This window comes from Arthrobacter sp. NPDC057388 (genome assembly GCF_042668165.1).
Taxonomy (GTDB): domain Bacteria; phylum Actinomycetota; class Actinomycetes; order Actinomycetales; family Micrococcaceae; genus Arthrobacter.
In genome coordinates, this window is record NZ_JBHVBL010000055.1 from 1 (window position 1) to 20,457 (window position 20,457).

General features: G+C 68.1%; 17 protein-coding genes. 7 read left to right on the forward strand and 10 right to left on the reverse strand.

What is annotated here, in order from left to right:
* Positions 1–135 precede the first annotated feature (135 nt).
* The 5 genes from ACFUTU_RS19065 to ACFUTU_RS19085 are packed head-to-tail and all read right to left on the reverse strand — an operon-like array spanning position 136 to position 6,202.
* On the reverse strand, positions 136–1,515 hold the full coding sequence (locus ACFUTU_RS19065; RefSeq protein WP_377967129.1) for a DUF3100 domain-containing protein: 1,380 nt from the start codon (positions 1,513–1,515) through the stop codon (positions 136–138).
* Positions 1,512–2,726, reverse strand: coding sequence for an amidohydrolase (locus tag ACFUTU_RS19070; RefSeq protein ID WP_377967131.1), 1,215 nt, complete (start codon positions 2,724–2,726; stop codon positions 1,512–1,514). The genes ACFUTU_RS19065 and ACFUTU_RS19070 overlap by 4 nt, the downstream gene beginning before the upstream one ends.
* Before the next feature lie 13 nt (positions 2,727–2,739).
* On the reverse strand, positions 2,740–4,287 hold the full coding sequence (locus tag ACFUTU_RS19075) for an aldehyde dehydrogenase family protein (protein WP_377967133.1): 1,548 nt from the start codon (positions 4,285–4,287) through the stop codon (positions 2,740–2,742).
* A 52-nt stretch (positions 4,288–4,339) separates the two neighbouring features.
* Positions 4,340–5,263 (reverse strand): NAD(P)-dependent oxidoreductase, encoded by a 924-nt coding sequence (locus ACFUTU_RS19080; RefSeq protein WP_377967135.1) that lies wholly within the window; start codon positions 5,261–5,263, stop codon positions 4,340–4,342.
* 45 nt (positions 5,264–5,308) lie between these two features.
* A complete protein-coding gene (locus ACFUTU_RS19085; RefSeq protein ID WP_377967137.1) occupies positions 5,309–6,202 on the reverse strand; it encodes a MurR/RpiR family transcriptional regulator in 894 nt (297 codons plus the stop codon).
* Positions 6,203–6,380: 178 nt separating this feature from the next.
* On the opposite strand from ACFUTU_RS19085, the gene ACFUTU_RS19090 reads away from it, so the two are divergent.
* The 3 genes from ACFUTU_RS19090 (at position 6,381) to ACFUTU_RS19100 (ending at position 10,196) form a co-directional block, all read left to right on the forward strand.
* Positions 6,381–7,019, forward strand: coding sequence for a GPP34 family phosphoprotein (locus ACFUTU_RS19090; RefSeq protein ID WP_377967139.1), 639 nt, complete (start codon positions 6,381–6,383; stop codon positions 7,017–7,019).
* 113 nt (positions 7,020–7,132) lie between these two features.
* On the forward strand, positions 7,133–9,604 hold the full coding sequence (locus ACFUTU_RS19095) for an EAL domain-containing protein (RefSeq protein ID WP_377967141.1): 2,472 nt from the start codon (positions 7,133–7,135) through the stop codon (positions 9,602–9,604).
* 19 nt (positions 9,605–9,623) lie between these two features.
* Positions 9,624–10,196 carry a DM13 domain-containing protein gene (locus ACFUTU_RS19100; RefSeq protein WP_377967143.1) on the forward strand — a complete coding sequence of 191 codons (573 nt, stop codon included), beginning with the start codon at positions 9,624–9,626 and terminating at the stop codon, positions 10,194–10,196.
* Positions 10,197–10,306: 110 nt separating this feature from the next.
* Here ACFUTU_RS19100 and ACFUTU_RS19105 read toward each other — a convergent pair whose 3' ends face one another.
* The 5 genes from ACFUTU_RS19105 to ACFUTU_RS19125 form a co-directional block, all read right to left on the reverse strand.
* On the reverse strand, positions 10,307–11,980 hold the full coding sequence (locus ACFUTU_RS19105; protein WP_377967145.1) for an FAD-dependent oxidoreductase: 1,674 nt from the start codon (positions 11,978–11,980) through the stop codon (positions 10,307–10,309).
* Complete coding sequence (locus ACFUTU_RS19110) at positions 11,977–13,020, reverse strand: alcohol dehydrogenase catalytic domain-containing protein (protein ID WP_377967147.1); 1,044 nt, start codon at positions 13,018–13,020, stop codon at positions 11,977–11,979. Before ACFUTU_RS19110 ends, ACFUTU_RS19105 begins: the two co-directional genes overlap by 4 nt.
* A 9-nt stretch (positions 13,021–13,029) precedes the next feature.
* On the reverse strand, positions 13,030–13,344 hold the full coding sequence (locus ACFUTU_RS19115; RefSeq protein ID WP_377967149.1) for a YciI family protein: 315 nt from the start codon (positions 13,342–13,344) through the stop codon (positions 13,030–13,032).
* Positions 13,345–13,500: 156 nt separating this feature from the next.
* Positions 13,501–14,397, reverse strand: a complete 897-nt coding sequence (locus tag ACFUTU_RS19120) for a LysR family transcriptional regulator (protein WP_377967151.1) — start codon at positions 14,395–14,397, stop codon at positions 13,501–13,503.
* A gap of 157 nt (positions 14,398–14,554) precedes the next feature.
* A complete protein-coding gene (locus tag ACFUTU_RS19125) occupies positions 14,555–15,883 on the reverse strand; it encodes an MFS transporter (protein ID WP_377967153.1) in 1,329 nt (442 codons plus the stop codon).
* Between the two features lie 207 nt (positions 15,884–16,090).
* On the opposite strand from ACFUTU_RS19125, the gene ACFUTU_RS19130 reads away from it, so the two are divergent.
* The 4 genes from ACFUTU_RS19130 to ACFUTU_RS19145 all read left to right on the forward strand — a co-directional run bounded on the left by ACFUTU_RS19130 (position 16,091) and on the right by ACFUTU_RS19145 (position 20,457).
* Positions 16,091–16,876, forward strand: coding sequence for an IclR family transcriptional regulator C-terminal domain-containing protein (locus tag ACFUTU_RS19130; RefSeq protein WP_377967156.1), 786 nt, complete (start codon positions 16,091–16,093; stop codon positions 16,874–16,876).
* Complete coding sequence (locus tag ACFUTU_RS19135) at positions 16,876–17,673, forward strand: IclR family transcriptional regulator (RefSeq protein WP_377967158.1); 798 nt, start codon at positions 16,876–16,878, stop codon at positions 17,671–17,673. The genes ACFUTU_RS19130 and ACFUTU_RS19135 overlap by 1 nt, the downstream gene beginning before the upstream one ends.
* A 194-nt stretch (positions 17,674–17,867) precedes the next feature.
* The gene (locus tag ACFUTU_RS19140) at positions 17,868–19,238 is read left to right on the forward strand and encodes an MFS transporter (RefSeq protein ID WP_377967160.1); all 1,371 of its coding nucleotides are present in this window, start codon (positions 17,868–17,870) and stop codon (positions 19,236–19,238) included.
* A gap of 55 nt (positions 19,239–19,293) precedes the next feature.
* A complete protein-coding gene (locus tag ACFUTU_RS19145) occupies positions 19,294–20,457 on the forward strand; it encodes a Gfo/Idh/MocA family protein (RefSeq protein WP_377967162.1) in 1,164 nt (387 codons plus the stop codon).

The window sequence follows — 20,457 nt, forward strand, 5'->3', positions numbered from 1 at the left end:
GGCGTAGAGCGCTGCCCTTACAAGGCAGATGTCGCCCCCCCCGCGGACCGCTGTCAGAACCCCGGCCCCCCGGCCTTGTCCCCCGCCGCCGCCAGCCGGCCCCAGAGCCCTGGGGCGTTCAGTGCCACAGCCGGTTCAGTGCCACAGCCCGAGGGCGAACTCGGCAATCACCGTGGACAGCAGGAACGAAGCCGTGATGGCGAGCAGGCCCACGGGGATGATTTTCCAGCCGATGTTTTTCAGCAGCGGGATGTCCTTGCCCAGCGACAGGCCGGCGAGCGTCAGCATGACCGTGGCGATCGACAGGAAGTCCACCGACTTGATGGCGCCGTTCAGCGCCGCGGCGCCGAAGAACCAGGGGCTGGAGATATAGGCACCGATGGTGGTGATGTAGACGATGGCCGAGATCTTCTTGGTCAGCTTGGCCAGGGCAATGCTGACCAGTACCAGGGCGAGCATGATGGCATACCCGGCAACGATGGTCAGGCTGAATCCCTTGGCAGCAACCGAGGCGGTGCCGATGCCCAGGACCGTGAGGACCGAGAGGGACAGCCACAGCGGGAGATGCATGGCCGCCGAGGACTCCGCCACCCGTTCGCGGAACCGGCGGTTCTCCTCGGCCTGGGCATGCGCTTCAGCGTTGCTGCTCTCTCCGGTGTCATCGTGCGCCGGGGCACCGGCCGTGACCGCTGCCTCCTCCCGCGTCTGCCTGCGGGTGAGGACGCGGTAGAAACGGTCCGCCAGCGGGAGGGCAAGGTAGATGCCGACGTAGACGCCCAGGATGGTGGTGATCAGGTTGGAGATGGCCGCCATACCGAGGATGGCCTCCTGGTCCCCGGGGTAGGCGGCGATGATGCTGGCCGAGGACGCCGCCATCATGGACCCGGACCCCACGCCTGCACCCATGGCCAGGGCCAGGGGGTCGAAGATCTTCCAGTTGGAGATGAGCGAGGTCAGCAGCGTGATGTACACGGCGCCGAACAGGGTCCCAAACACGTACATGGCCAGGACGCCGCGGTACTGGTCGGAATCGGGGCCGTACTTTTCGGAGACCATGGCGAAGGACGGCTCCCGGTCAAGGGAGAACGTGGCGCCCACGGTGGCCTTGCCCATGCGGAGCAGGACGGCGAGCGGAAGGGCCAGCGCGATGGTGCCCAGCAGGTGTCCGACCTCCTGGAGCAGCAGCGCCGGGCCGGCCTTGAGCAGGGTGGGCAGGCTGGGCCCGATGTTGAAGGCGAGCCGGGCGACCAGGAGCAGCACGGCCACGCCGACCAGGGCGGCCGCCACCCGCTGCAGGTCAAGCCCCAGCGGCTTGAACTTCTGGACCGAGACCAGCAGGCCCAGGATGAGGCCCCAGACCATGGGGAAGATGACGATCGCGCCGATGCCGACGTCGATCTTGGCCTGGCCGATCAGCTGGACCGCCAGGGCAATGACAAAGGCCAGGGCGGTGATGGGTAGCGTCAGCCGGGCACCGGCCCTGTCTGTCCGCGCGGGTGATGTGCTGGTGCTCATGATGTGCCTTCCTGTGTGACCGTCTGGCGGCGGTACGCCGCTTTGATCAGGCGTGCCCTTTCGGTGGGGGTAGTGGCCGCGGCCGCAACGGTCCAGGCGAGCGCGGTGGCCGCCTCGAACATCACGGCGTAGGCCTCCGGGGAGTCTGCCAGTGCGGCGAAAGCGTGCGAGTGGATCGGTACGTCCGCGCCGGGGATGCTGAGCCACGGATGCAGGCTGGGGATGACCTGCGAGATGTTGCCCATGTCCGTTGAGCCGCCGCTGATGCCGGCCGACGGGGAGGTGTCCTTCCCGAACACGTCCATGGCGTCCGTCCAGTGGGCCGCCAGCGCGTCGTCCTGGACCAGGGGTTCGTAAAGCGGCTCCGTATCCTCGAAGGCCAGCGTGGTGCCCGTGGCCAGTGCTGCCCCCTCGAAGCAGCGGCGGACGCGCTCCAGCAGCGCCTCGTATTCCTTCAGGGTGAAGGCGCGGCATTCGAACTCCACCACCGCCCGTTCCGGAATGATGTTGGTGACGTGGCCGCCCTCCGCGACGTACATGGCGATGCGGTGGTCGCCCGGAATCTGCTGGCGCAGCAGGCCCACGGCCACCTGGCTCAGCACGGCGGCGTCCGCGGCGTTCACCCCCTGGTGCGGTGCGGCAGCCGCGTGGGCTGCCTTGCCGGTGAACACCGCCCGGTACCGGCCGACGGCCTGGGCGCTGGTCCCCGCGGGGTTGTAGGTCACCCCGTCCTGGACGGGGTGGACCATGAGGGCCAGGCTGACGCCGTCGAACGCGCCGCGTTCCAGCAGGAGGGCCTTGCCGCCGCCGTGTTCCTCGGCGGGGGTTCCGATGGTCTTGAGGGTGATGCCGAGCTCGTCGACGAGCGGGCGCAAGGCAAGGGCGGCGCCCACCGAGGCTCCCGCGATCAGGTTGTGGCCGCAGGCGTGTCCGATGTCGGGCAGCGCGTCGTACTCCACGCACAGGGCAACCGTCAGGTCGCCGCTGCCGGCGGTGGCGGTAAACGCCGTCGGAAGCCCGCCCGTTCCGCGCTCCACCTCGAAGCCGCCTTCGGCCAGCAGGTCTGCCGCTGCCCCGGCGGAGTGAACCTCCTCGAAGGACACCTCCTTGAGGGCGTGGATGTGCTGCGCCATCGCCAGGACCCGCGGTTTCCACTTGCTGACGCCCTCGGCAAGGGCGTTGCGGTGTGCGGGTGTTTCTGTCAGTTCCATGAATGAGCCTGTCCTAGTAGGAGAGGGACGGGAAGGGGGCGCCTGCCGCACGGGTCGGCACCCAGACGGCCTTGGTCTGCGTGTACTCGTCCAGGACGCCGGGACCGGAGGAGCGGCCGTGGCCGGAGTCCCCGAAGCCGCCGAACGGAACCGCCACGTGGATGGTCTTGTACGAGTTGATCCAGAACGTGCCGGCCTTCACCTCGCGGGCAACGTGGTGCGCCCGGGAAACGTCCGAGGTCCATACAGCGCCGGCCAGGCCGAAGCTCGTGTTGTTGGCGCGGGCGATGGCCTCAGCTTCCGTGTCGAAGGCGTCGGCCCCGACGACCGGTCCGAAGACCTCGGTGTTTTCGAGCCGGTTCTGCGGTGTCACGCCGTCGAGCAGAGTGGGCATCACCCAGTGGCCGCCGGACAGCGGGGAGCCGGCGAGGGCATCGGGGAGCGTTCCGCCGGTGACCCGGCGGCCGCCGTCGTTCATTCCTGCCTCGATGAGCGAGGTGACGGTGGCGAACTGCTGGGCCGTGATGATGGGGCCAACTTCGGTGTCCGCGCTCAGCGGGTCTCCGATGCGGAGCCGGGCGGCCCGGTCCGCCACCAGTTCCACGAATTTGGCGTGCACGCTGCGCTCCACCAGGAGCCGCGAGCCGGCGACGCAGGACTGCCCGGCGCCGGAGAAGATCGCCGCGATGGCGCCGTCGGCGGCACGGTCCAGGTCCGCGTCCGCGAAGACGATGTTGGCGCTCTTGCCGCCGAGTTCGAGCAGGGCGGGAATGCCGGCCTGCGCCGCCGCGACGGCCACCCGCCGGCCGGTGGGGACGGAGCCGATGAAGCTGACCTTGCCGACCCGGCGGTCGCTGGTGAGGGCCGCGCCCACGGTCTGGCCCAGTCCGGCGGCCACGTTGAACACGCCCGCGGGCAGGCCGGCTTCATGGGCCAGCTGCGCAAGGCGGACGGAGGAGGCCGGCGTGAATTCGCTCGGCTTGATGATCACCGCGTTGCCGGCGGCCAGCGGTGCGGCGGAGTTCCAGCCGGCGGTGAACAGCGGGGCGTTCCAGGGCGTGATGGCGACGACGACACCCCAGGGGACGCGCTCGGTGTAGGTGTGCCAGGGGCCGGGAACGGGGATGGTCTGGCCGGTCAGCTTGTCCGCCCAGCCCGCGTAGTAGCCGAACATCTCGGCGACCTTTGCGGCTTCCACACGGGCATCGCGGATGGGCTTTCCGGTGGTGGCCGATTCCAGGATTGCGAGTTCCTCGGCATGTGCTTCGACAGCGCGGCTGACATTGCGCAGGATGGCGGCGCGTTCAAAGCCGTTCAGCCCGGCCCAGGCGGCGGCGCCGGCCACGGAGCTTTCCAGGATGGCGTCGGCGCCCTCGGCGCCGGGGTCGGCGTAGGTGGCGAAGGGCTCCCCGGTGGCGGCGGCGGTGAGCGTGATGCCCTCGCCGTTGCCGGGGACGGTCCGGCCGTCAAGGAAGGCGCCGAGTCCGTGGGGGAAGGCTGCGTCCAGGACGGCGCGCGCGGTGGCTGCTGACGAGGAGGTGGGTGCTGTGGCGGTGCTCAATGTGATGATCCTCTGGATTGTCTTGGTGAGGGAGCCGTCTGGCGGCTGGGCTTTAGACGAGGGCGGTGGTGCCGTTTTGGGTTGCGGGCGCACCCGCTGGGGTGATGGCCGGGGCGACGGTCCGGGCTATTTCGGTGAAGTCCGCGCGGGGGCCGAGGGCGGCCAGGGCTTCCTGCCACTGGCCGGCGACGGCGGCCAGCAGTGCCGGGCTTTCCCCGATGCGGGCGGCGACGTCGACGGCGAGGGCTGCATCGCGGGCCATGAGCCCGAGCGAGAAACCGGAATCGTGGGTTCCGGAGAGCACCCAGTTGGGATACATGTTCGCGGAAACCTTGCTGCCGCCGGATGCTTCGCTGATGCTCGCTGCCGCCTTGGCCGGGTCGATGCCGTAGGCCTTGGCGACGCCCAGGGCCTCGCCGACCGAGACCAGGTTGGCCGCGGCCAGGACGTTGTTGAGGAGCTTGACAACGTTGCCGCTGCCGGGGCCGCCGATGTGGTTGTACTTGCCGCCCGTGAGCGCCAGCAGGACGGGTTCGGCGGCGGCGAGGGCGGCGTCGGTTGCCCCAACGAAGGCGCTCAACGTGCCAGTCGCCGCGCCGTCACGGCCGCCGGAGACCGGGGCGTCCACGAACGCCGCCCCCTGCGCCTCCGCGAGTTCGGCCATTTGCTTGCTCGTGGCCGGCTCGGAGGTGGTGGTATCAATGATCGCGATGGTCCCCGGCACCGCCAGAAGCTGCGGAACAGTGGCTTCCACCACGGCCGCTGCGGGCAGGGAGAGGACGGCGTAAGGCGTGCCGGCAAGATCCTCGACGCTGGCGGTGGTGGCGATGCCTGTTTCCTCGGCGGCGGTCCTGGCCGCCTCGGAAGGGTCGAAGCCGGTCACCTGCCAGCCGGCCTTGTGCAGTGTGGCGGCCATCGCCCCGCCCATGGAGCCGAGGCCAATGACGGCGACGCGGCGGTCGGTGCTGGTGTTCATGAAGGTGCTCCTGAAAGAAGGTAGGGGAAAGTTCGGGGCTGCAGGTCAGTCGAGGTAGATGTCGAGGTCTTTCCACAGCTGCTGGGTGCGGCGGATGGCTGCCCGGCTGCGCTCCGGGTGCGCGGCCTCCATGCCGGCGAGCAGGCCGTAGACCAGTGAGTTGGCGGCGGTGACGGACTGGAAGAAGGAGATTCCCTCCGAGGCCACCACCAGGAGGTGGTCGGCCACGGCTGCCAGCCGGCCGCGGCGCATGTCGGTGATGGCCACGACCTTCGCGCCGGCCTGTTTCGCGGCCTCGGCGGTGACGATGATCTGCCGCATTGAGCGCCACATGTTGATCACCACCAGGACGTCGCCCGGGCCCAGCGCGTTGGCGCTGGAGGCGAGGTGGACGGCGCCGCGGTTCTCGAGGGTGATGGGGTAGCCCATGGTGGAGCCCAGGTGGGCCATCACGCTGGCGGGCCCGGCGAACGAGCCCAGCCCTAGGACGATGATCGACTTGGCCGCGGCCATGGTGGCGATGGCTGCCTCCGCATCATCGGCCGTGTTGGAGTCCAGCGTCAGGCGCAGGTTCTCGATGTCGTGGTTGAGCGCATCATGCAGCGGGCTGCGGTGTTCCCCGTGCTCGGCCAGCGTGTCCTCGGTGGAGATCATCACGAGGTAGCGGGACCGCAGTTCGCGCTGGAGGTCCGGCCAGCCGCGGTAACCCAGGTGCTGTGCCGCGCGGACCACTGTCGAGTTGTTGACGTCGGCACGCTGGGCGATCTCGGCGATGTCCGCGTAGGAGGACAATTGCGGGTTGCGGGCAATCACGTCCACCACCCGGGCCTGGGCCTTGGACAGCGGAACGTCCGGAAGCGCGTCGCCCAGCCACGCATGGGAAGCGGGTGCGGCCACGGCTCCCGTGCCGGCTTCCAGGCCGGCCGCTTTGGGGTTCAAGTCCAACCTCTTTTCCTCGTTTTCCACCTGGTATGTAACGCCGATCACTCTGCAAGAGGCGTTGCATTAAATGTACTCTGCAATTTGGTTTGCGGGAAGGGGTCTCCTTTTCGGGATGGCAGATGCCCCGTTCATTCAGTCCATTGCAGCGGTGGCCGGACCGCGCCACCATGAGGGTATGACCACAGAAAACCCCGGCAGCACGGAGCTGAACCTGCCGCAGCAGTTCCTTCTCCTGGCGACGAACGACAAGGACGGCGAGCCGGAAGTGCCGCCGAGTGTTCTCAAGGCCGGCCTGGCAGGGGCGATCCTTGCCGAACTGGACGTGCTGGGGGCCGTCCGGCTGGACGGCAAGTACGTGCGCGCGGTAGGCGAGCCGCCGTCGTCGGACTTCCGGCACCAGTGGGAACTGATTCACGACAAGTCCCGGCCGCACAGCGCCCGGCGGTGGGTTGCGATGCTGGAGAGCCGCGCGGAACTGCATCGCGTCTACGAGGGCATGGCGGCTCTCGGCGTCGTGAGTCACGTCGGCGAAAAGCACCTGGGGGTCTTCAGGACTACCAGGTATCCGGAAAAGGACCACGGGCCGGAAGCGGCACTTTTGGCGAGGATCGAGAGCATACTCAACGGATCGGCGTCGGATGCCAGAACAACGGCCCTGATTGGCCTGCTGCACGCGGCGGGCCTGATGGACAAGCTTTTCCCGGGCGCGGGTCCGGGCCTGCTCAGGGAACTGACCGGTGGCCACTGGCCTTCCCGGGCAGTGCGGGACGAGCTGCGCATGATCCGGCTCGCCGAGGCGGAAACCGCCACATAGCGGACACTTGCGAAAAAAGCGAGTCAACTGGTTTACTGCCTCAACGGTTCCCTAAGCAAACGGGTCCGAGTGCTGTAGCGCGCTGCTATGGGGGAGCACCATTCGGAGGGGCAATGGCGGGGGAACACCGTGACGATCTGGTCATGCAGTCACTGCTGCTGGACGAGATCGGCCAGTCAGTGATCGGCATGGACGGCGACTGGCGCATCACCTATTGGAACCGCGCCTCAGAGCGTCTCTACGGCTTCGCCCCGGACAAGGTCCTGGGCCTAAAAATCTCGGATCTGGGAATCCTGGGAGCGGAGGCACGGGGAGAGGGCGCCACCGACCGGGAGATGGCCGACAGGCTTGCCCGGGGCGGTGACTGGGCGGGTGAACTGTGGGTCCGGCACAGCACGGGCCGGGAGTTTCCGGTCCATGTGACAGTCAGCCGGATCAGGGGCCGGCACACGGTGCCGGTCGCCGTGGTGGCCATTTCCAAGGACATCACCGACCGCAAGCACACCGAGGCCATCCTGCGCCGGCTCTCGGCCATGGTCGAGTCCTCCGGGGACGCCATCATCGGAGCCGACCTCAGCGGGAAAATCACCAGCTGGAATGCGGGCGCGGCGAGGATGCTGGGCTGGAGCTCGTGGGAGGCTGTGGGGCAAAGCCACGCGTTATTTACGGCCGACGACGGCCCGTACTTTGGCGCGGACGTCACCGCCCGCACGGGGAACAGCGCGTTCGTTACCGGTGTGGGGGCAAAGTGGCGCTGCAAGGACGGGGCGGTGATCGACGTCGAACTGACGGTCTCTCCCGTCTACGACCAGGACGGCGTGCGGGTCGGGGCGTCGGCCATTGCCCGTGACATCACCGAGATCCAGCGGCTGAAGGCCGCCGCCGAGGCCGAACGCGAACGGCTCCTGGCCGCCCAGGAGATGGCCCACGTCGGCAGCGTCGAACACACCGTGGCCACCGGCGAGACCTGGCACTCGGAGGAATTCGACCGGATCCTGGGGTTCTCCGAGGGAGACCGGAAGGACAGGGACACCATCCTGGCGCGCACCCACCCCGAGGACCGGGACCGCGTACGGAATGTGTGGGAGAGCCTGGACCGTGGCCTCGGTTTCGCCGATTTCGAATACCGCATCATCCGTCCGGGCGGCGAGCAGCGCTGGCTGCATTCACGGATCCGCAGCATCAACGGCGCCGAGGGTAAGCCGCTCCGGTTCCTGGACACGGTCCTGGACATCACCGACAGGAAAAAGGCGGAACAGGTCCTGGAGTGGCGCGCCCGCCATGATGCCCTGACCGGGCTGCCCAACAGGTACATGGTCACCGAGGTCCTGCAGGGTGTCCTGGACAAGGCGGCGCGGCCGGTGGTGATGTTTGTCGACGTCGACCGGTTCAAGCTGATCAACGACGGCATCGGCCACGGTGCCGGCGACGCCATCCTGGTGCTGCTGGGCGAACGGCTTAAGGCGGCCGTCCGGGCGAGTGACACCGTGGGCCGGTTTGGCGGCGACGAGTTCGTGGTGATCTGCGAAAACCTGCACATGGGCGGCGCCCAGGGGTTGGCCGAACGTATCAGGGAGGCCACCCGGCAGCCGTTCGACGTGGACGGACGGCAGATCTACCTCAATGTCAGCGTGGGCATCGCCCTGGCGGACGAGGAGGATACCGCCGAATCGATGCTGCAGGGCGCGGACGCCGCCATGTACCGGGCCAAGTCGGCGGGCGGGGATTCGGCCGCCGTTTACGATGCCCACATGACCGGACGCGCCACCGGACGCCTCGACCTGGAGTCGGACCTGCGCCTTGCCCTTGAGCGCAACGAGCTGTCACTGAACTACCAGCCGATCATCGACGTCGCCACCGAGGGCGCCGTCGGCTTTGAGGCGCTGCTGCGCTGGCACCACCATGAGCACGGCCCGATCATGCCCGATACTTTCATTCCCATCGCCGAGGAGACGGGCCTGATCCTGCCGATCGGCAGCTGGGTGCTGCGCGAGGCCCTGCGCCAGGTGCAGCGGTGGCGCAGGGAGGTCCCGGGGGCGGAGAACTTTACGGCGGCAGTGAACATCTCCGGCCGCCAGCTCGTGGCGGGCGACTTCCCCGACCTGGTGGAGGCAGCCATCCGCGATACCGGGATCGATCCGGCTGCCGTCCACCTGGAAATCACCGAGACCGTGCTGATGGACCAGCCGGACCTGCCCAAGGAAACACTGCAGCGGCTGGCCCGCCTCGGCGTCGGCCTGTCCATCGACGACTTCGGCACCGGATACTCGTCGCTGAGCTACCTCAAGTGGCTCTCGGCCCGCACGCTCAAGATCGACCGCACCTTCGTCGAGGAGCTGGGCACCGACCCGCACGGGGCCACCATCATCGAATTGGTCCTCGGCATGGCGGAAAGCCTGCATCTTGATGTGGTGGCAGAGGGCGTGGAAACCGGCGTCCAGCTCGCGGAACTCCGCCGGCTGGGCGTACGGCTCGCGCAGGGCTACCTCTGGAGCAAGCCCCTGCCTGCGGAGCGGATCCCGGCCTGGCTGGAGTCCCATCCGGCCAGGGTCCCGGCGGTGAAGTCCCTGCCCGGCGTGGGTTGATGCGGAGTAGATTGGCAGCATGCAGGAGCGCAGGCGCAGGCGCCGCTGGTTGGTCGCCGCTGCCATAGGTGCCGTTGTGGTGGTTTTGGGACTCGCGCTGTTCAAGCCGTGGCTTTTATTCATCGATGTGCGGGTGGACGAGCAGCTTCCCACCGTTGCAGCGCCACTGTCACCAAAGCCAACGGCCTCCACCCCCACCGCGAGGCCGACGTCCGGAAACCCCGGCAGGGCGCCTGCCGGACCGGTCCAGCTTGCCGAGGGCCGTCTCATCAGCCACGAACACGCCACCTCCGGAACAGTCCGGATTGTCCGGCAGGCCGACGGTACGCGTGTTCTGACGTTGGAGAACCTCGACACGTCCAACGGGCCGGATGTGCACGTCTGGCTCAGCGCCGCCGATGTAGTGGAGGGACCCGCCGGATGGTTCACGGCCGGCACTGCCGAACACTATGACCTGGGCGTGATCAAGGGGAACCAGGGCAACCAGGTCTATGTAATCCCCGACGTGGTCGACTTGGCCGGGTTCCGGTCGGTGGACCTGTGGTGCGTCCAATTCAGCGTTTCCTTCGGAGCGGCCCAGCTCACCAGATGAAGCGTCTAGCCGCTGATGCCAAGGGGGATGGCATTAACCCAAGAGGACGACGGCGGGTGGTCCCGCCGTCGTCCTTCCTTGGTTTGGAGTTTTTGTACAGATATTGGCCGCTAAACGTCCCGGAAGTCGCGAGACGTGGACAAAAACTCGGCCAGGTGCCCACCGGCAGCGAAGGCGCGGGTGATGGCCGAGCCGAGGGTGGCGCCGCCGCCCGGGTAATTGTTGCGGAAGACGCCGGCGGAGACGTTGCCTGCAGCGTAGAGTCCGGGGATCGGCTGCCGGTGCCGGTCGAGGACCCGGCCGTGGAAGTCGGTGTCCAGGCCACCGGATGTTCCCAGTACCCCGGCGGATATCCGGACTGAGTAAAACGGGGCGGAGTCCAGCGGGGCCAGGCAAGGGTTGGGTGTATTGGCGGCGTCGCCCAGGAACCGGTCCTGGGGCGTTGCACCGCGGTGGAATTCTGTGTCCACTCCATTCAAGGCGTCCGCGTTGAACCGGGCCACCGTGGCCGCCAGTCCATCGGGATCGATCCCGGCGTTCCCCGCCAGCTCCTCCAGCGACTCCCCGGCAGTCATCCACTCCGCCCGAACTCCGGCGGGCGATCCTGCCACCGGATATTTCGCCAGGTACGCCGCATCGAAGATGAGCCACGCCGGGTTGTTTTGCTGGCGCCCGGTCTGCGGGTCAACGGAGGCGAACACGCGGCAGGCGTCGTGGTAGTTCAGCGCCTCGTTGACGAACCGCTTCCCGGCAGCGTTTACGGTGATCGAGCCGGGAAGGGTCATTTCCACGTTCCCCATCCGGCCGGACCGCGCGCCGTCGTACTTGTGGGACGCCTCGGAAATCACCGGCACTCCCCAGATGGCGGTCATGTCTGCCACGGCGGCGCCGGCCTTCAGGCCCAGCTCCAGGCCGTCGCCCTCGTTGGACGGTGCGCTGATGGGCGTCACCGGAAACGGCAGGAACGCCCGGAGGAGCCGCGGATTCCACTCGAAACCGCCGGACGCGAGGACGACGGCGGCGGCGGACACGGTTCTGCCGGCTGCGGTGCCGCCGAGGGTCACCGTCCACCCGTCACCCTCGCGCGCCAGATCCTCGACCGGCGCAGAGACGGAGATCGCGACGCCACGGTCCAGGGCGCTTGCCACGAGCGAGCCCACCAGTGCACCGCCCATGGTGCGCACGCCCGTGGCCGCCCGCCGCGCCAGCAGCTCCGGGTCTGCCGCCCGGCCGTTGAGCCGGTCCCGTTCGGTCATGGTCAGCAGCGGAAAGTACGACGACGGCCGGATCGCCTCCGCGAGGCCAGGGTACCCTGACGGGTCGAAGGCGTCGTTGTCCAGGCCGCGTCCGCCGTCGGCCGCACCTAGCCACTCCATGTGGTAATCCGGGCGGGCGATCGGTGTCAGTGAAACCCGGGTTTCGGCGTCGAGATAGGCGACGGCGCGCGGCGCCGTGCGCACGTACCACTCCACCTCCCCGCGGCCCAGCACGTGCCCCGCAGCTTCGGTAAGGTAGGCGACGCCGTCCTCGTGGCTGTCCCGGTAGCCGGTCTGCCGGGCGAGGTGGTTGTTCGGGGCCCACATGACGCCGCCCCCTGCCGCGGTGGTTCCGCCGAGCAGTGCCGCCTTCTCGGCCACGAGCACCCGCAGGCCGGCATCGGCCGCCCGGATCGCGGCGACCAGGCCGGCCGCACCGCTGCCAGCGACCACGACGTCGTAGGTGCCGGAGATGTTTCCGGCGGGGGTGAGCAGCGGGCTGGGAGCCTGGCCCTCGACGCCGCTCACGCCATCACCGCCGGCATGTCCACCACGATCTTGCCCACCGGCTCGGTGCGGCTGCGCATCAGTTCGAAGGCCTGCTGCAGGTCGCCGAAAGCGAAGCGGTGTGTCAGCAGTGCGCGCGCCTGGTCCCGGTGCCGGGCCAGCAATTCGAGCCCTGCCGGGATGAGGTTCAGGCTGTTGCGGCTGCCCAGCAGGTCGATCTCCTTGAAGGGGATGGCGTTCATGGGAACGGACGCGGTCCGCGCCGAGATTCCCACCTGGACGACCCGTCCGGCGCTCGCCACGAGGCGCACGGCGTTCTCCAGCGAGGACGGAACACCCGTGGCCTCGATGATCAGCTCCGGCCCGGAGGAATCTGTCAGCATGTCCAGCCCGGCGGCCTGGTCCGTGCCCGGAAACTCCGCGCCGGGAGTGACCAGGAGCGTGTCCGCGGCGCCGAAGGCAGCAGCCAGCTCCAGCCGGTCCGGATCGGTGTCAGCGCACACCACCCGGACACCGAGATCTGTCAGATACAGCGTGGCGAGCAGCCCGATCGGGCCGCTGCCCAGCACCAGCGCCGTTTCCCCCGGCGAGGGCCGGCCCCGGTTCACCGCCTGCATCGCGATGGACGCGGGTTCGGCCATGGCCGCGAGATCCAGGTCCAGGCCGTCGGGGACAGGGCACAGCTTCTCCACCGGCACGCTGACCAGCTCCACCAGTGCGCCGTCCGAGTAGCAGCCGATGCAGCCGATGTTCTCGCAGACGTTGAACCGGCCCAGGCGGCAGGGCCTGCACTTGCCGCAGTACACCATCGGGCTGACGGCAACCGGGTCGCCGGCGCGGATGCCGGCGCCGTTGGCTTCCACGGCCTCGACGATGCCGGCGAATTCATGGCCCTGGATGACAGGCAGCCCGGCCGGATAGTCGTCCTCCCAGATGTGCAGGTCGGTGCCGCACAGGGTGACGTTATGGACGCGGACCAGGGCGTGGCCGGGTTCCAGTGCAGGTTCCGGAATGTCCTCGTACCGGATGGATTCTTTGGCGACGGTGAGTGCGCTGAGCATGGCGGGCCCCTAGTTCCGGACGGCGGCTGCGCCGGCGGCGGTATCGGAACCAAAGACAACGTTCCACTGCCGGATGCTGCGCTGCTCCACGAGGCCGTTGCGGTAGAACGGGTCCTGGTCCATCAGCGCTTCGGCGTCGGCCTTGGAATCAGCCCTGATGATCAGCAGCGCGCCGGGGTCCTCAGCCGGCCCGAAGGGGCCGCTCTTCACCAGCCGGCCGCCGTCGAACTGTTCCTGCAGGAATTTCACGTGGCGGGGGCGGTGTTCATCCCGGCCGGTGGACGTGGCGGGGGAGTAGGCGTAGGTGACAGCGAAGGTTCCCATGGGTGTGTCCTCATCGTTGAGCTGGTGGTTGTTCCTCCATCGTCGCCACCGCGATTGTGCTGCGTCCAACACTTATTTGGTCAAGGAGTATGTGTGAAAAACACATAATGTACGACGGCGGCGGGCCGGTCTGGGTGCCACGGGAGCGGCAGGGATTCAGGCGGCCGGGGTAGGGAGGACTTCCTCGGCGACAGCCAGGGCGAGGGCCAGGGCGGGGGAAGGCCCGGCAGGGTTCCATGCCAACCCTGATTCAAGCAGCGGCGCTGTGCCGCTCAGCGGAATGAACACAGTGCCGCCGGGCATGATGCTGGCCATGGAGGCGGGCATCAGGCTTACCCCGACGCCGCCAGCCACCAGCGACAGTGCCGTGTAGGGGTCGGTGACTTCCTGCGCCACCCTCGGCCTGAACCCCGCGGCGGCGCAGGCTGCGAATGTAGCGTCGCGGAGGGTGGATCCCTGGGCGGCACGCATGGTGACAAAACCGTCGTCGGACAGCTCGGCGAGCCCGATTGCCGGCCGTTCGGCCAGCGGGTGGTCCACCGGCACGGTGGCGCCGAGCTGCTCGAGGGCGATGCTGCGGGTGGCCAGGGCGCCTGCATCCAGCGGCAGTCCGACGAAGGCCAGGTCGAGGGACCCGTTGCGCAGCTGCTGCAGGGCGTCCTGGGTCAGCAGGCCGCCGGTCAGGGTGAGGTCCAGCGCCGGGTAGCGGTGGCGGAGTGCCCTGGTAAGCGGGGGAAGGGTCCGGTGGTTCAGGGCCCCGGAAAAGCCGATGCTGAGCCGGCCGTAGAACGTGCCGGGCGCGGTGACGGCGGAACGCCGGGCCAGATCAAGTTCGTCGATGACCCGGCGGGCGTGGGGGAGAAAGGCGACACCCGCCGTCGTCAGCGCCACCGAGCGGGTGCTGCGCTCAAACAGCTCCGAGCCGAGCTCTTTCTCGAGCTTCCTGATGGTCTGGCTTAGGGGCGACTGGGCCATGCGGAGGCGGTGGGCTGCGCGGCCGAAATGGAGTTCCTCGGCCACGGCAAGGAAGGCCTCGATCTGCCGAAGCTCCATGCGGTTCCTCCTGAACGCGGATAGTGCCCTCAAATTAGCAATCTGAGGGCACTATCTGCTCGTTCGCGTTTTTCGGTTTGGAGTTTTTGTACAGGTAATGGCCGTTAAACGTCCCGGAGGTCGCGATATGTGGACAAAAACTCCATGTGCTGGTGGGCTAGCGGACCGGGTTGCCCAGCTGCCGCAGCGGGGTCTTGTGGGTTTCGCGGGCCCAGTAGGCGCCAGCCACGGCCAGCAGCGACGAGGCGGCGACGATCCAGGCGGCGGGGCCCCAGTTGGCCTTGTCGGCGCCGACCAAGGCGGTGCCCAGCAGCGGGGTGAAGCCGGCACAGAGGATGCCGATCTGGAGGCCGATGGCCATGCCGGAGTAGCGGACCTTGACGTTGAACAGCTCGGAGAACCACGCCGGGTAGATCGCGTTGGACATGGAGTACGTGCCGGCGGTGATCACGGTGCTGGCGAGGAAGATCATGGGGATGTTGGCGGTGGCGATCACGGAGAAGTAGACAAAGATCATCACACCGGAGCCCAGGACGCCGGCGATAAACACCGGGCGGCGGCCGAAGCGGTCCGAAAGGTGGGCCATGAGCGGCTGCGAGGCGATGGCGATGACGTTGCCGACGATGCTGACCCAGAGCATGGTGGACGCCGGGACACCAACGGACACGGCGTAGGCGAGGCCGAAGGACTGCATGAACGTGTTGGTGACTGTTTCGAAGGACATCAGGGCGACCTGGAAGAACTGCGCCGGGTGCGTCTTGAACATCTTGGCGAAGGGGAGCTTCACCAGTTCGCCGTGGTCGTGCTTTTCCTCGAAGACCTCAGGCTCCTCGAGGGAGCGCCGGACCAGGTAGGCGACGACCAGCACCACCAGCGAGAGCCAGAAGGGGATGCGCCAGCCCCAGGCGAGACGGTCGGCCTCGCTCATGGCGGCCACGGGCAGGAACGCGAGCGACGCCAGGACGATGCCGGCGGAAATGCCGCTCATGGCGAAGCTGGCGAAGAAGCCGCGGCGGCCTTCCGGTGCCTCCTCGGTGGACAGTGCAGAAGCGCCTGCGGTTTCCGCGCCGGCGGACAGGCCCTGCATGAGGCGCAGGACCACCAGCAGGGCGGGCGCCCAGTAGCCGACGGCGTTGAAGTCCGGGAGCACACCGATCAGGAAGGTGGCGGACCCCATCAGGACCAGGGTCAGGACGAGCGTGTTCTTGCGGCCGATCTTGTCCCCCAGGTGGCCGAAGACGACGGCGCCGAAGGGGCGCGCCACGTAGGCAACGCCGAAGGTGGCAAACGAGGCGATGAGGGCGACGGTGGCATCGCCCGCCGGGAAGAAGATCTTGGAGAAGACCAGTGAGGCGGCGGTGGCGTAGATGAAGAAGTCGTAGTACTCCAGCGCGCCGCCGAGGAAGGCGGCGAGGGCGGCCTTCTTGGCGCGCTTCAGCTGGTACTGCTTCGCCTCGGCGCTGACATTGGGGGCGAGATCGGTCATTGCAGGGGGTCCTTCCGCACTGAAAGACGGGTCCGGATTTTTGGTATTTGTGCGTATCGCGAACAAGCGTGCGATATGCGACTAGAAAAAGAATAGCGCAGAGTGAAGTGACTCACAATCCGGTTTTGGCGCCCGGCTCCTGGCCGGGCGCCGGCCCGTATTCTTGGTAGGTCAGGAACAGCGCGCAGCTTGAAGTGCAGGGAGCCCATGGACGAACAGCCGGCCTACTTCGTGAAATCGGTGGAGAAGGCGTTCGATGTGCTCCTGGCGTTCACGCCGAACTCCCCGCGGCTGACGGTCTCCCAGGTGGCTGCCGCAGCGGACATGACCAGGGCTTCTGCGCGGCGGTTCCTCCTCACGCTGGCCGATCTCGGCTACCTGCGCACGGACGGGACCAGCTTTGAGCTGACGGCCCGCACGCTGGAGGTGGGCCGGACCTACCTGGCCAACCTCGAACTCCCGGCCATCGCCGACCGGCACCTGAAATCGCTCGCTGCTGAAATGAATGAGACTACCTCGCTCTGCGTGCTGGACGGGGCCGATGTCGTGTATGTCGCCTGCGTGCCCTCGCCGCGGCTGCTCAGCGTCAGCATCACCGTGGGTACCCGGTTCCCGGCATGGGCGACGTCCATGGGGCGCGTGCTGCTGGGCGGCATGGCTGAGGACGGGCTGCAGGCCTACTTCGACAATGTCCGGCTGCAGAAACTGACCGAGCACTCGATCGCGAGCCCGGACCAGCTGCGCACGGAGATCGAACGCGCCAGGGCCAGGGGCTGGTCCATGGTTTCGCAGGAGCTGGAGGAGGGGCTGCGCGGCGTGGCCGTGCCGGTCTGGCGCGGGCATGACATGGTAGCGGCCGTCAACGTCTCCCTCCAGACGCACCGTTCGCCGGCCGAGGACATTGAAAAGTCTGTGGTGCCCCGCCTGCAGGAGGCCGCCCGGCAGATCGGCCTGGACTACGGCGGGGGCGCAGCCGGGCTGCGGCGGGCCTGATGGCCAACTCGCCCTCCGGCGAATCCGTCATCCAGCGGGTGGTGAAGATCCTCGATGCCTTCTCGAAGGGCCGTCCACGGATGTCGCTGAGCGAACTGGTCCGCGCCACAGGCATGTCCAGCAGCACCGCCCACCGGCTGGCCAACGACCTGGTGGACAGCGGGCTGCTGAACCGCAGCGACGCCGGTGACTACGGCGTTGGCATGAAGATGTGGGAACTTGCGTCCCGCAGCAACCCCCTTGAGGAATTCCGACGGCGGGGCCTGCCGTTCCTGGAAGGGGTCCACGCCGCCGTCCGGGAACAGGTTTCACTCTCCATTCCAGACGTCGGTTCCGGCACCGTGCTGTACCTGGAGCAGCTGGACCGGCACGGCACCGCCACCAATCTCGCCGCAGTGGCCGGCCGGCTCCTGATCCACAACACGTCCTCCGGGATGGCCATGATGGCGCATATGCCGCGCGACGTGCAGGAGCGGTTCCTGGCCGGTCCGCTGGAGAAATCCACCGCCGCCACGGAGACCGACCCCGCGCGCCTGCGGGCCCAGCTCGCCCTGATCCGGGAGCGCGGCTACGTGCGCATGGCGGGCGTGCTGGTGGAAGAGAACACCGCGTACGCGGTCCCTGTCTTTGGCGAGGGAAACAGCGTAATCGGAGCGATCGCCGTCGTCATTCCGACGGCGGACGAGGACCCGAAGGTGGTCCTTCCTGTCCTGGTGGCCGCGGGGCGCGGCCTGTCCCGCACCATGGGCGCCGAACGGCGGCCCTACGGCAGGCGGCCCTGGCTCCAAGGTCCCTGACCTCCGGCTCTGAGCCCCCGGCCCGGCCGGCAACCCCCAGTGGATATCCCATTGAACGGGAAATCCCACCGCGGGGCTTTTCCCTGCTCCTAGTGTTTCTCCCCAGAGCCACAGGCACCGGACACGGTGCAGGCCAACTCTTCCGGCCCCCTGATTTCGGCGGGGCCGCCCTGGAAACTCAATGAGGAGAACCGATGGGACACGTCCAGCCCCCAACCCCCGCAGCGGAGACTGCCGTCCTGGAACGCGCGGATAGCCTCCCGGCAAAGACCCCGCGGAAGGCCGCCCTGGCTTCCTTCCTCGGATCCACGCTGGAGTACTACGACTTCTTTATCTACGGCACGGCGGCAGCGCTGGTGTTCCCGAAGATCTTCTTCCCCGGCGGAGATCCTGTGGTTGCCCTGCTCGGCGCGATGGCCACGTTCGGCGTCGGCTACCTGGCCCGGCCGCTGGGCGGGGTCATCATGAGCCACTTCGGGGACAGGATCGGCCGCAAGCAGGCACTGATGATCACGCTGGTGATCATGGGTGTGGCCTCCATCGGCATCGGCTTCCTGCCCACCTACGGCCAGATCGGCTACTGGGCCACTGCCCTCCTGCTGGTGGGCAGGCTGGCCCAGGGGTTCTCCGCCGGCGCCGAGGCCGCGGGGGCCTCCACCCTCACCATGGAGCACTCCCCGGAAGGACGCCGCGGCTTCTTCACCAGCTTTGTGATGACCGGCTACGCCTCCGGCATGGTGCTCTCCACGGGCGTGTTCATCCCGCTCGCCGCCCTCCCGGAGGAGCAGCTGCTGGGCTGGGGCTGGCGCGTCCCGTTCTGGCTGTCCGCCGTGGTGCTGCTGGTCGCCTACTGGATCCGAACCCGGCTGGAGGAGCCGCCCGTGTTCGAAGAAGCCGTGGAGGCGAAGAAGCCCAAGGGCATTCCGGCCGCGGAGGTGCTGAAAACCCAGTGGCGCGACGTCCTGCGGGTGGCCCTGGTGATGCTGTTCTCCGTCATGCAGACCACCTTCACCGTGTACGCCCTGGCCTACGCCACCGGCAAGGGCATCGGCCTGGACCGGACCCTGATGCTCACGGTCAACGCCGTCACCATCGGCCTGTCCATGTTCACCATTCCGCTGGCCGGCATCATCTCGGACCGGTTCGGCCGCAAGAAGGTGCTGCTGGTGGGTGCCCTCGGCTGCGCCCTCACCTCGTTCGGCTATTTCTGGGCCATCAGCGAGCACAATATCGCCCTGATCTTCGTCTTCGGGTTCCTGAACATGTCCGTCTTCTACTCCTGCTGGAACGGCGTCTGGACGGTTTTCTTCCCCGAGATGTTCCCGGCTCCGGTCCGCTACTCCGGGATGGCTATCGGCAGCCAGGTGGGGCTGATCCTGACCGGCTTTGCCCCCGCCATTGCCACCCTCCTGGCCCAGCCCGGACCCGGAGGCTGGGTCCCGGTGGCAGGCTTCACGGTGGCCTGCCTGGCGGCGTCCGCGGTCGCCATCGCCACGGCCCGCGAAACCCACCGGACTCCGCTCGAGGAACTCGGCCTGCCGCGCCACCGCCGGACATCCGCCTGATTCCCCGTCCCGCGCCGGACCCTGCCCCTTCCCCTCCAGAAAGAAAGTTGGAACCATGACCCCGCCCGCAACCGCCCCCCGCACCTACCGAGCCGGAATCGTGGGCTGCGGCGCCATCTCCCGCAACCACCTCGAGGCCTTCGCCGCCCTGGACAACGTCGAGGTGGTGGGGGTGTGCGACATCGACCTTGACCGGGCCCGCGCCACCGCCCGGGCCTGGAATGTGCCGAATGCCGTGAACACCGTGGATGAGATCCTGGCACTGGGCGTGGACATTGTGTCGGTCTGCACGCCGCACCCGACCCACGAAGAGGTGGTGCTCAAGGCCGCAGCAGCAGGAGTGCACGTGCTGTGCGAAAAGCCCATCGCCACGCGGCTGGACTCGGCCGAGCGCATGGTCGCTGCCTGCGAGGAGGCCGGAGTGCAGTTCGGGGCGCTGTTCCAGCGCCGTTTCTGGCCGGCGGCGCAGCGGATCCGCTCCGCGATCGACGACGGGACGCTGGGCCGTCCGCTGCTGGCCCAGTGTTCGGTGATGCTGCACCGCGCCCCGGAGTATTACAACCGCGACGCGTGGCGCGGCACCTGGAAGAACGACGGCGGGGGCGTGCTCATGACGCAGGCCATCCACCAGATCGACCTGCTGCAGTGGTACCTCGGCGACGTCGCGGAGGTCTACGGAAAGGTCAACACGTACCGGCACGGCGGCTACATCGAGGTGGAGGATTCCGCCACGGCCGTCATCACGTTCACGTCCGGTGCCATGGCAACGCTGGAGGCGTCGACGGCGGTGTCCCCCAACCTGGGGATCCAGCTGCGGATTACGGGTGAAACAGGTGCGTCCGCATCGCTCACGGAGTTCCCCGAGGGCAGCGACGGCCGGCTCGACCTGTGGGCCGTGGGGGAGAAGATCACCGTGGAACCCGTCCACCCCGAGGGCGTGGAGCCCAACGTGGACCTGTCCACCATCAACGGCCAGCTGATTCCGCACCACACCAGCCAGGTCCGGGACTTCGTGCAGGCCTTGGACGCGGGCACCGCACCCGCCATCACCGGCAAGGACGCTCTGAAGTCGCTGCGGATCCTGCTGGCGGTCTACGAATCCGCACGCACCGGCCTCCCGGTCCGCTTCGCTGGCACCGACGTTCCGGTGCGAGTCCAGGTGCCGGCCGACGTCGAGGTTTCGGCCGGCACCCGGGTTCCGGCGGAAGCGGCAGGCTGA

Excerpts from the sequence above, each read along its gene's own strand:
- ACFUTU_RS19070 (WP_377967131.1), bottom strand. The coding sequence starts at position 2,726 with ATGGAACTGACAGAAACACCCGCACACCGCAACGCCCTTGCCGAGGGC.
- ACFUTU_RS19090 (WP_377967139.1), top strand. The coding sequence starts at position 6,381 with ATGACCACAGAAAACCCCGGCAGCACGGAGCTGAACCTGCCGCAGCAG.
- ACFUTU_RS19145 (WP_377967162.1), top strand. The coding sequence starts at position 19,294 with ATGACCCCGCCCGCAACCGCCCCCCGCACCTACCGAGCCGGAATCGTG.
- ACFUTU_RS19110 (WP_377967147.1), bottom strand. The coding sequence starts at position 13,020 with ATGCTCAGCGCACTCACCGTCGCCAAAGAATCCATCCGGTACGAGGAC.
- ACFUTU_RS19130 (WP_377967156.1), top strand. The coding sequence starts at position 16,091 with ATGGACGAACAGCCGGCCTACTTCGTGAAATCGGTGGAGAAGGCGTTC.
- ACFUTU_RS19115 (WP_377967149.1), bottom strand. The coding sequence starts at position 13,344 with ATGGGAACCTTCGCTGTCACCTACGCCTACTCCCCCGCCACGTCCACC.
- ACFUTU_RS19065 (WP_377967129.1), bottom strand. The coding sequence starts at position 1,515 with ATGAGCACCAGCACATCACCCGCGCGGACAGACAGGGCCGGTGCCCGG.
- ACFUTU_RS19135 (WP_377967158.1), top strand. The coding sequence starts at position 16,876 with ATGGCCAACTCGCCCTCCGGCGAATCCGTCATCCAGCGGGTGGTGAAG.
- ACFUTU_RS19095 (WP_377967141.1), top strand. The coding sequence starts at position 7,133 with ATGGCGGGGGAACACCGTGACGATCTGGTCATGCAGTCACTGCTGCTG.
- ACFUTU_RS19140 (WP_377967160.1), top strand. The coding sequence starts at position 17,868 with ATGGGACACGTCCAGCCCCCAACCCCCGCAGCGGAGACTGCCGTCCTG.
- ACFUTU_RS19125 (WP_377967153.1), bottom strand. The coding sequence starts at position 15,883 with ATGACCGATCTCGCCCCCAATGTCAGCGCCGAGGCGAAGCAGTACCAG.
- ACFUTU_RS19120 (WP_377967151.1), bottom strand. The coding sequence starts at position 14,397 with ATGGAGCTTCGGCAGATCGAGGCCTTCCTTGCCGTGGCCGAGGAACTC.
- ACFUTU_RS19100 (WP_377967143.1), top strand. The coding sequence starts at position 9,624 with ATGCAGGAGCGCAGGCGCAGGCGCCGCTGGTTGGTCGCCGCTGCCATA.
- ACFUTU_RS19080 (WP_377967135.1), bottom strand. The coding sequence starts at position 5,263 with ATGAACACCAGCACCGACCGCCGCGTCGCCGTCATTGGCCTCGGCTCC.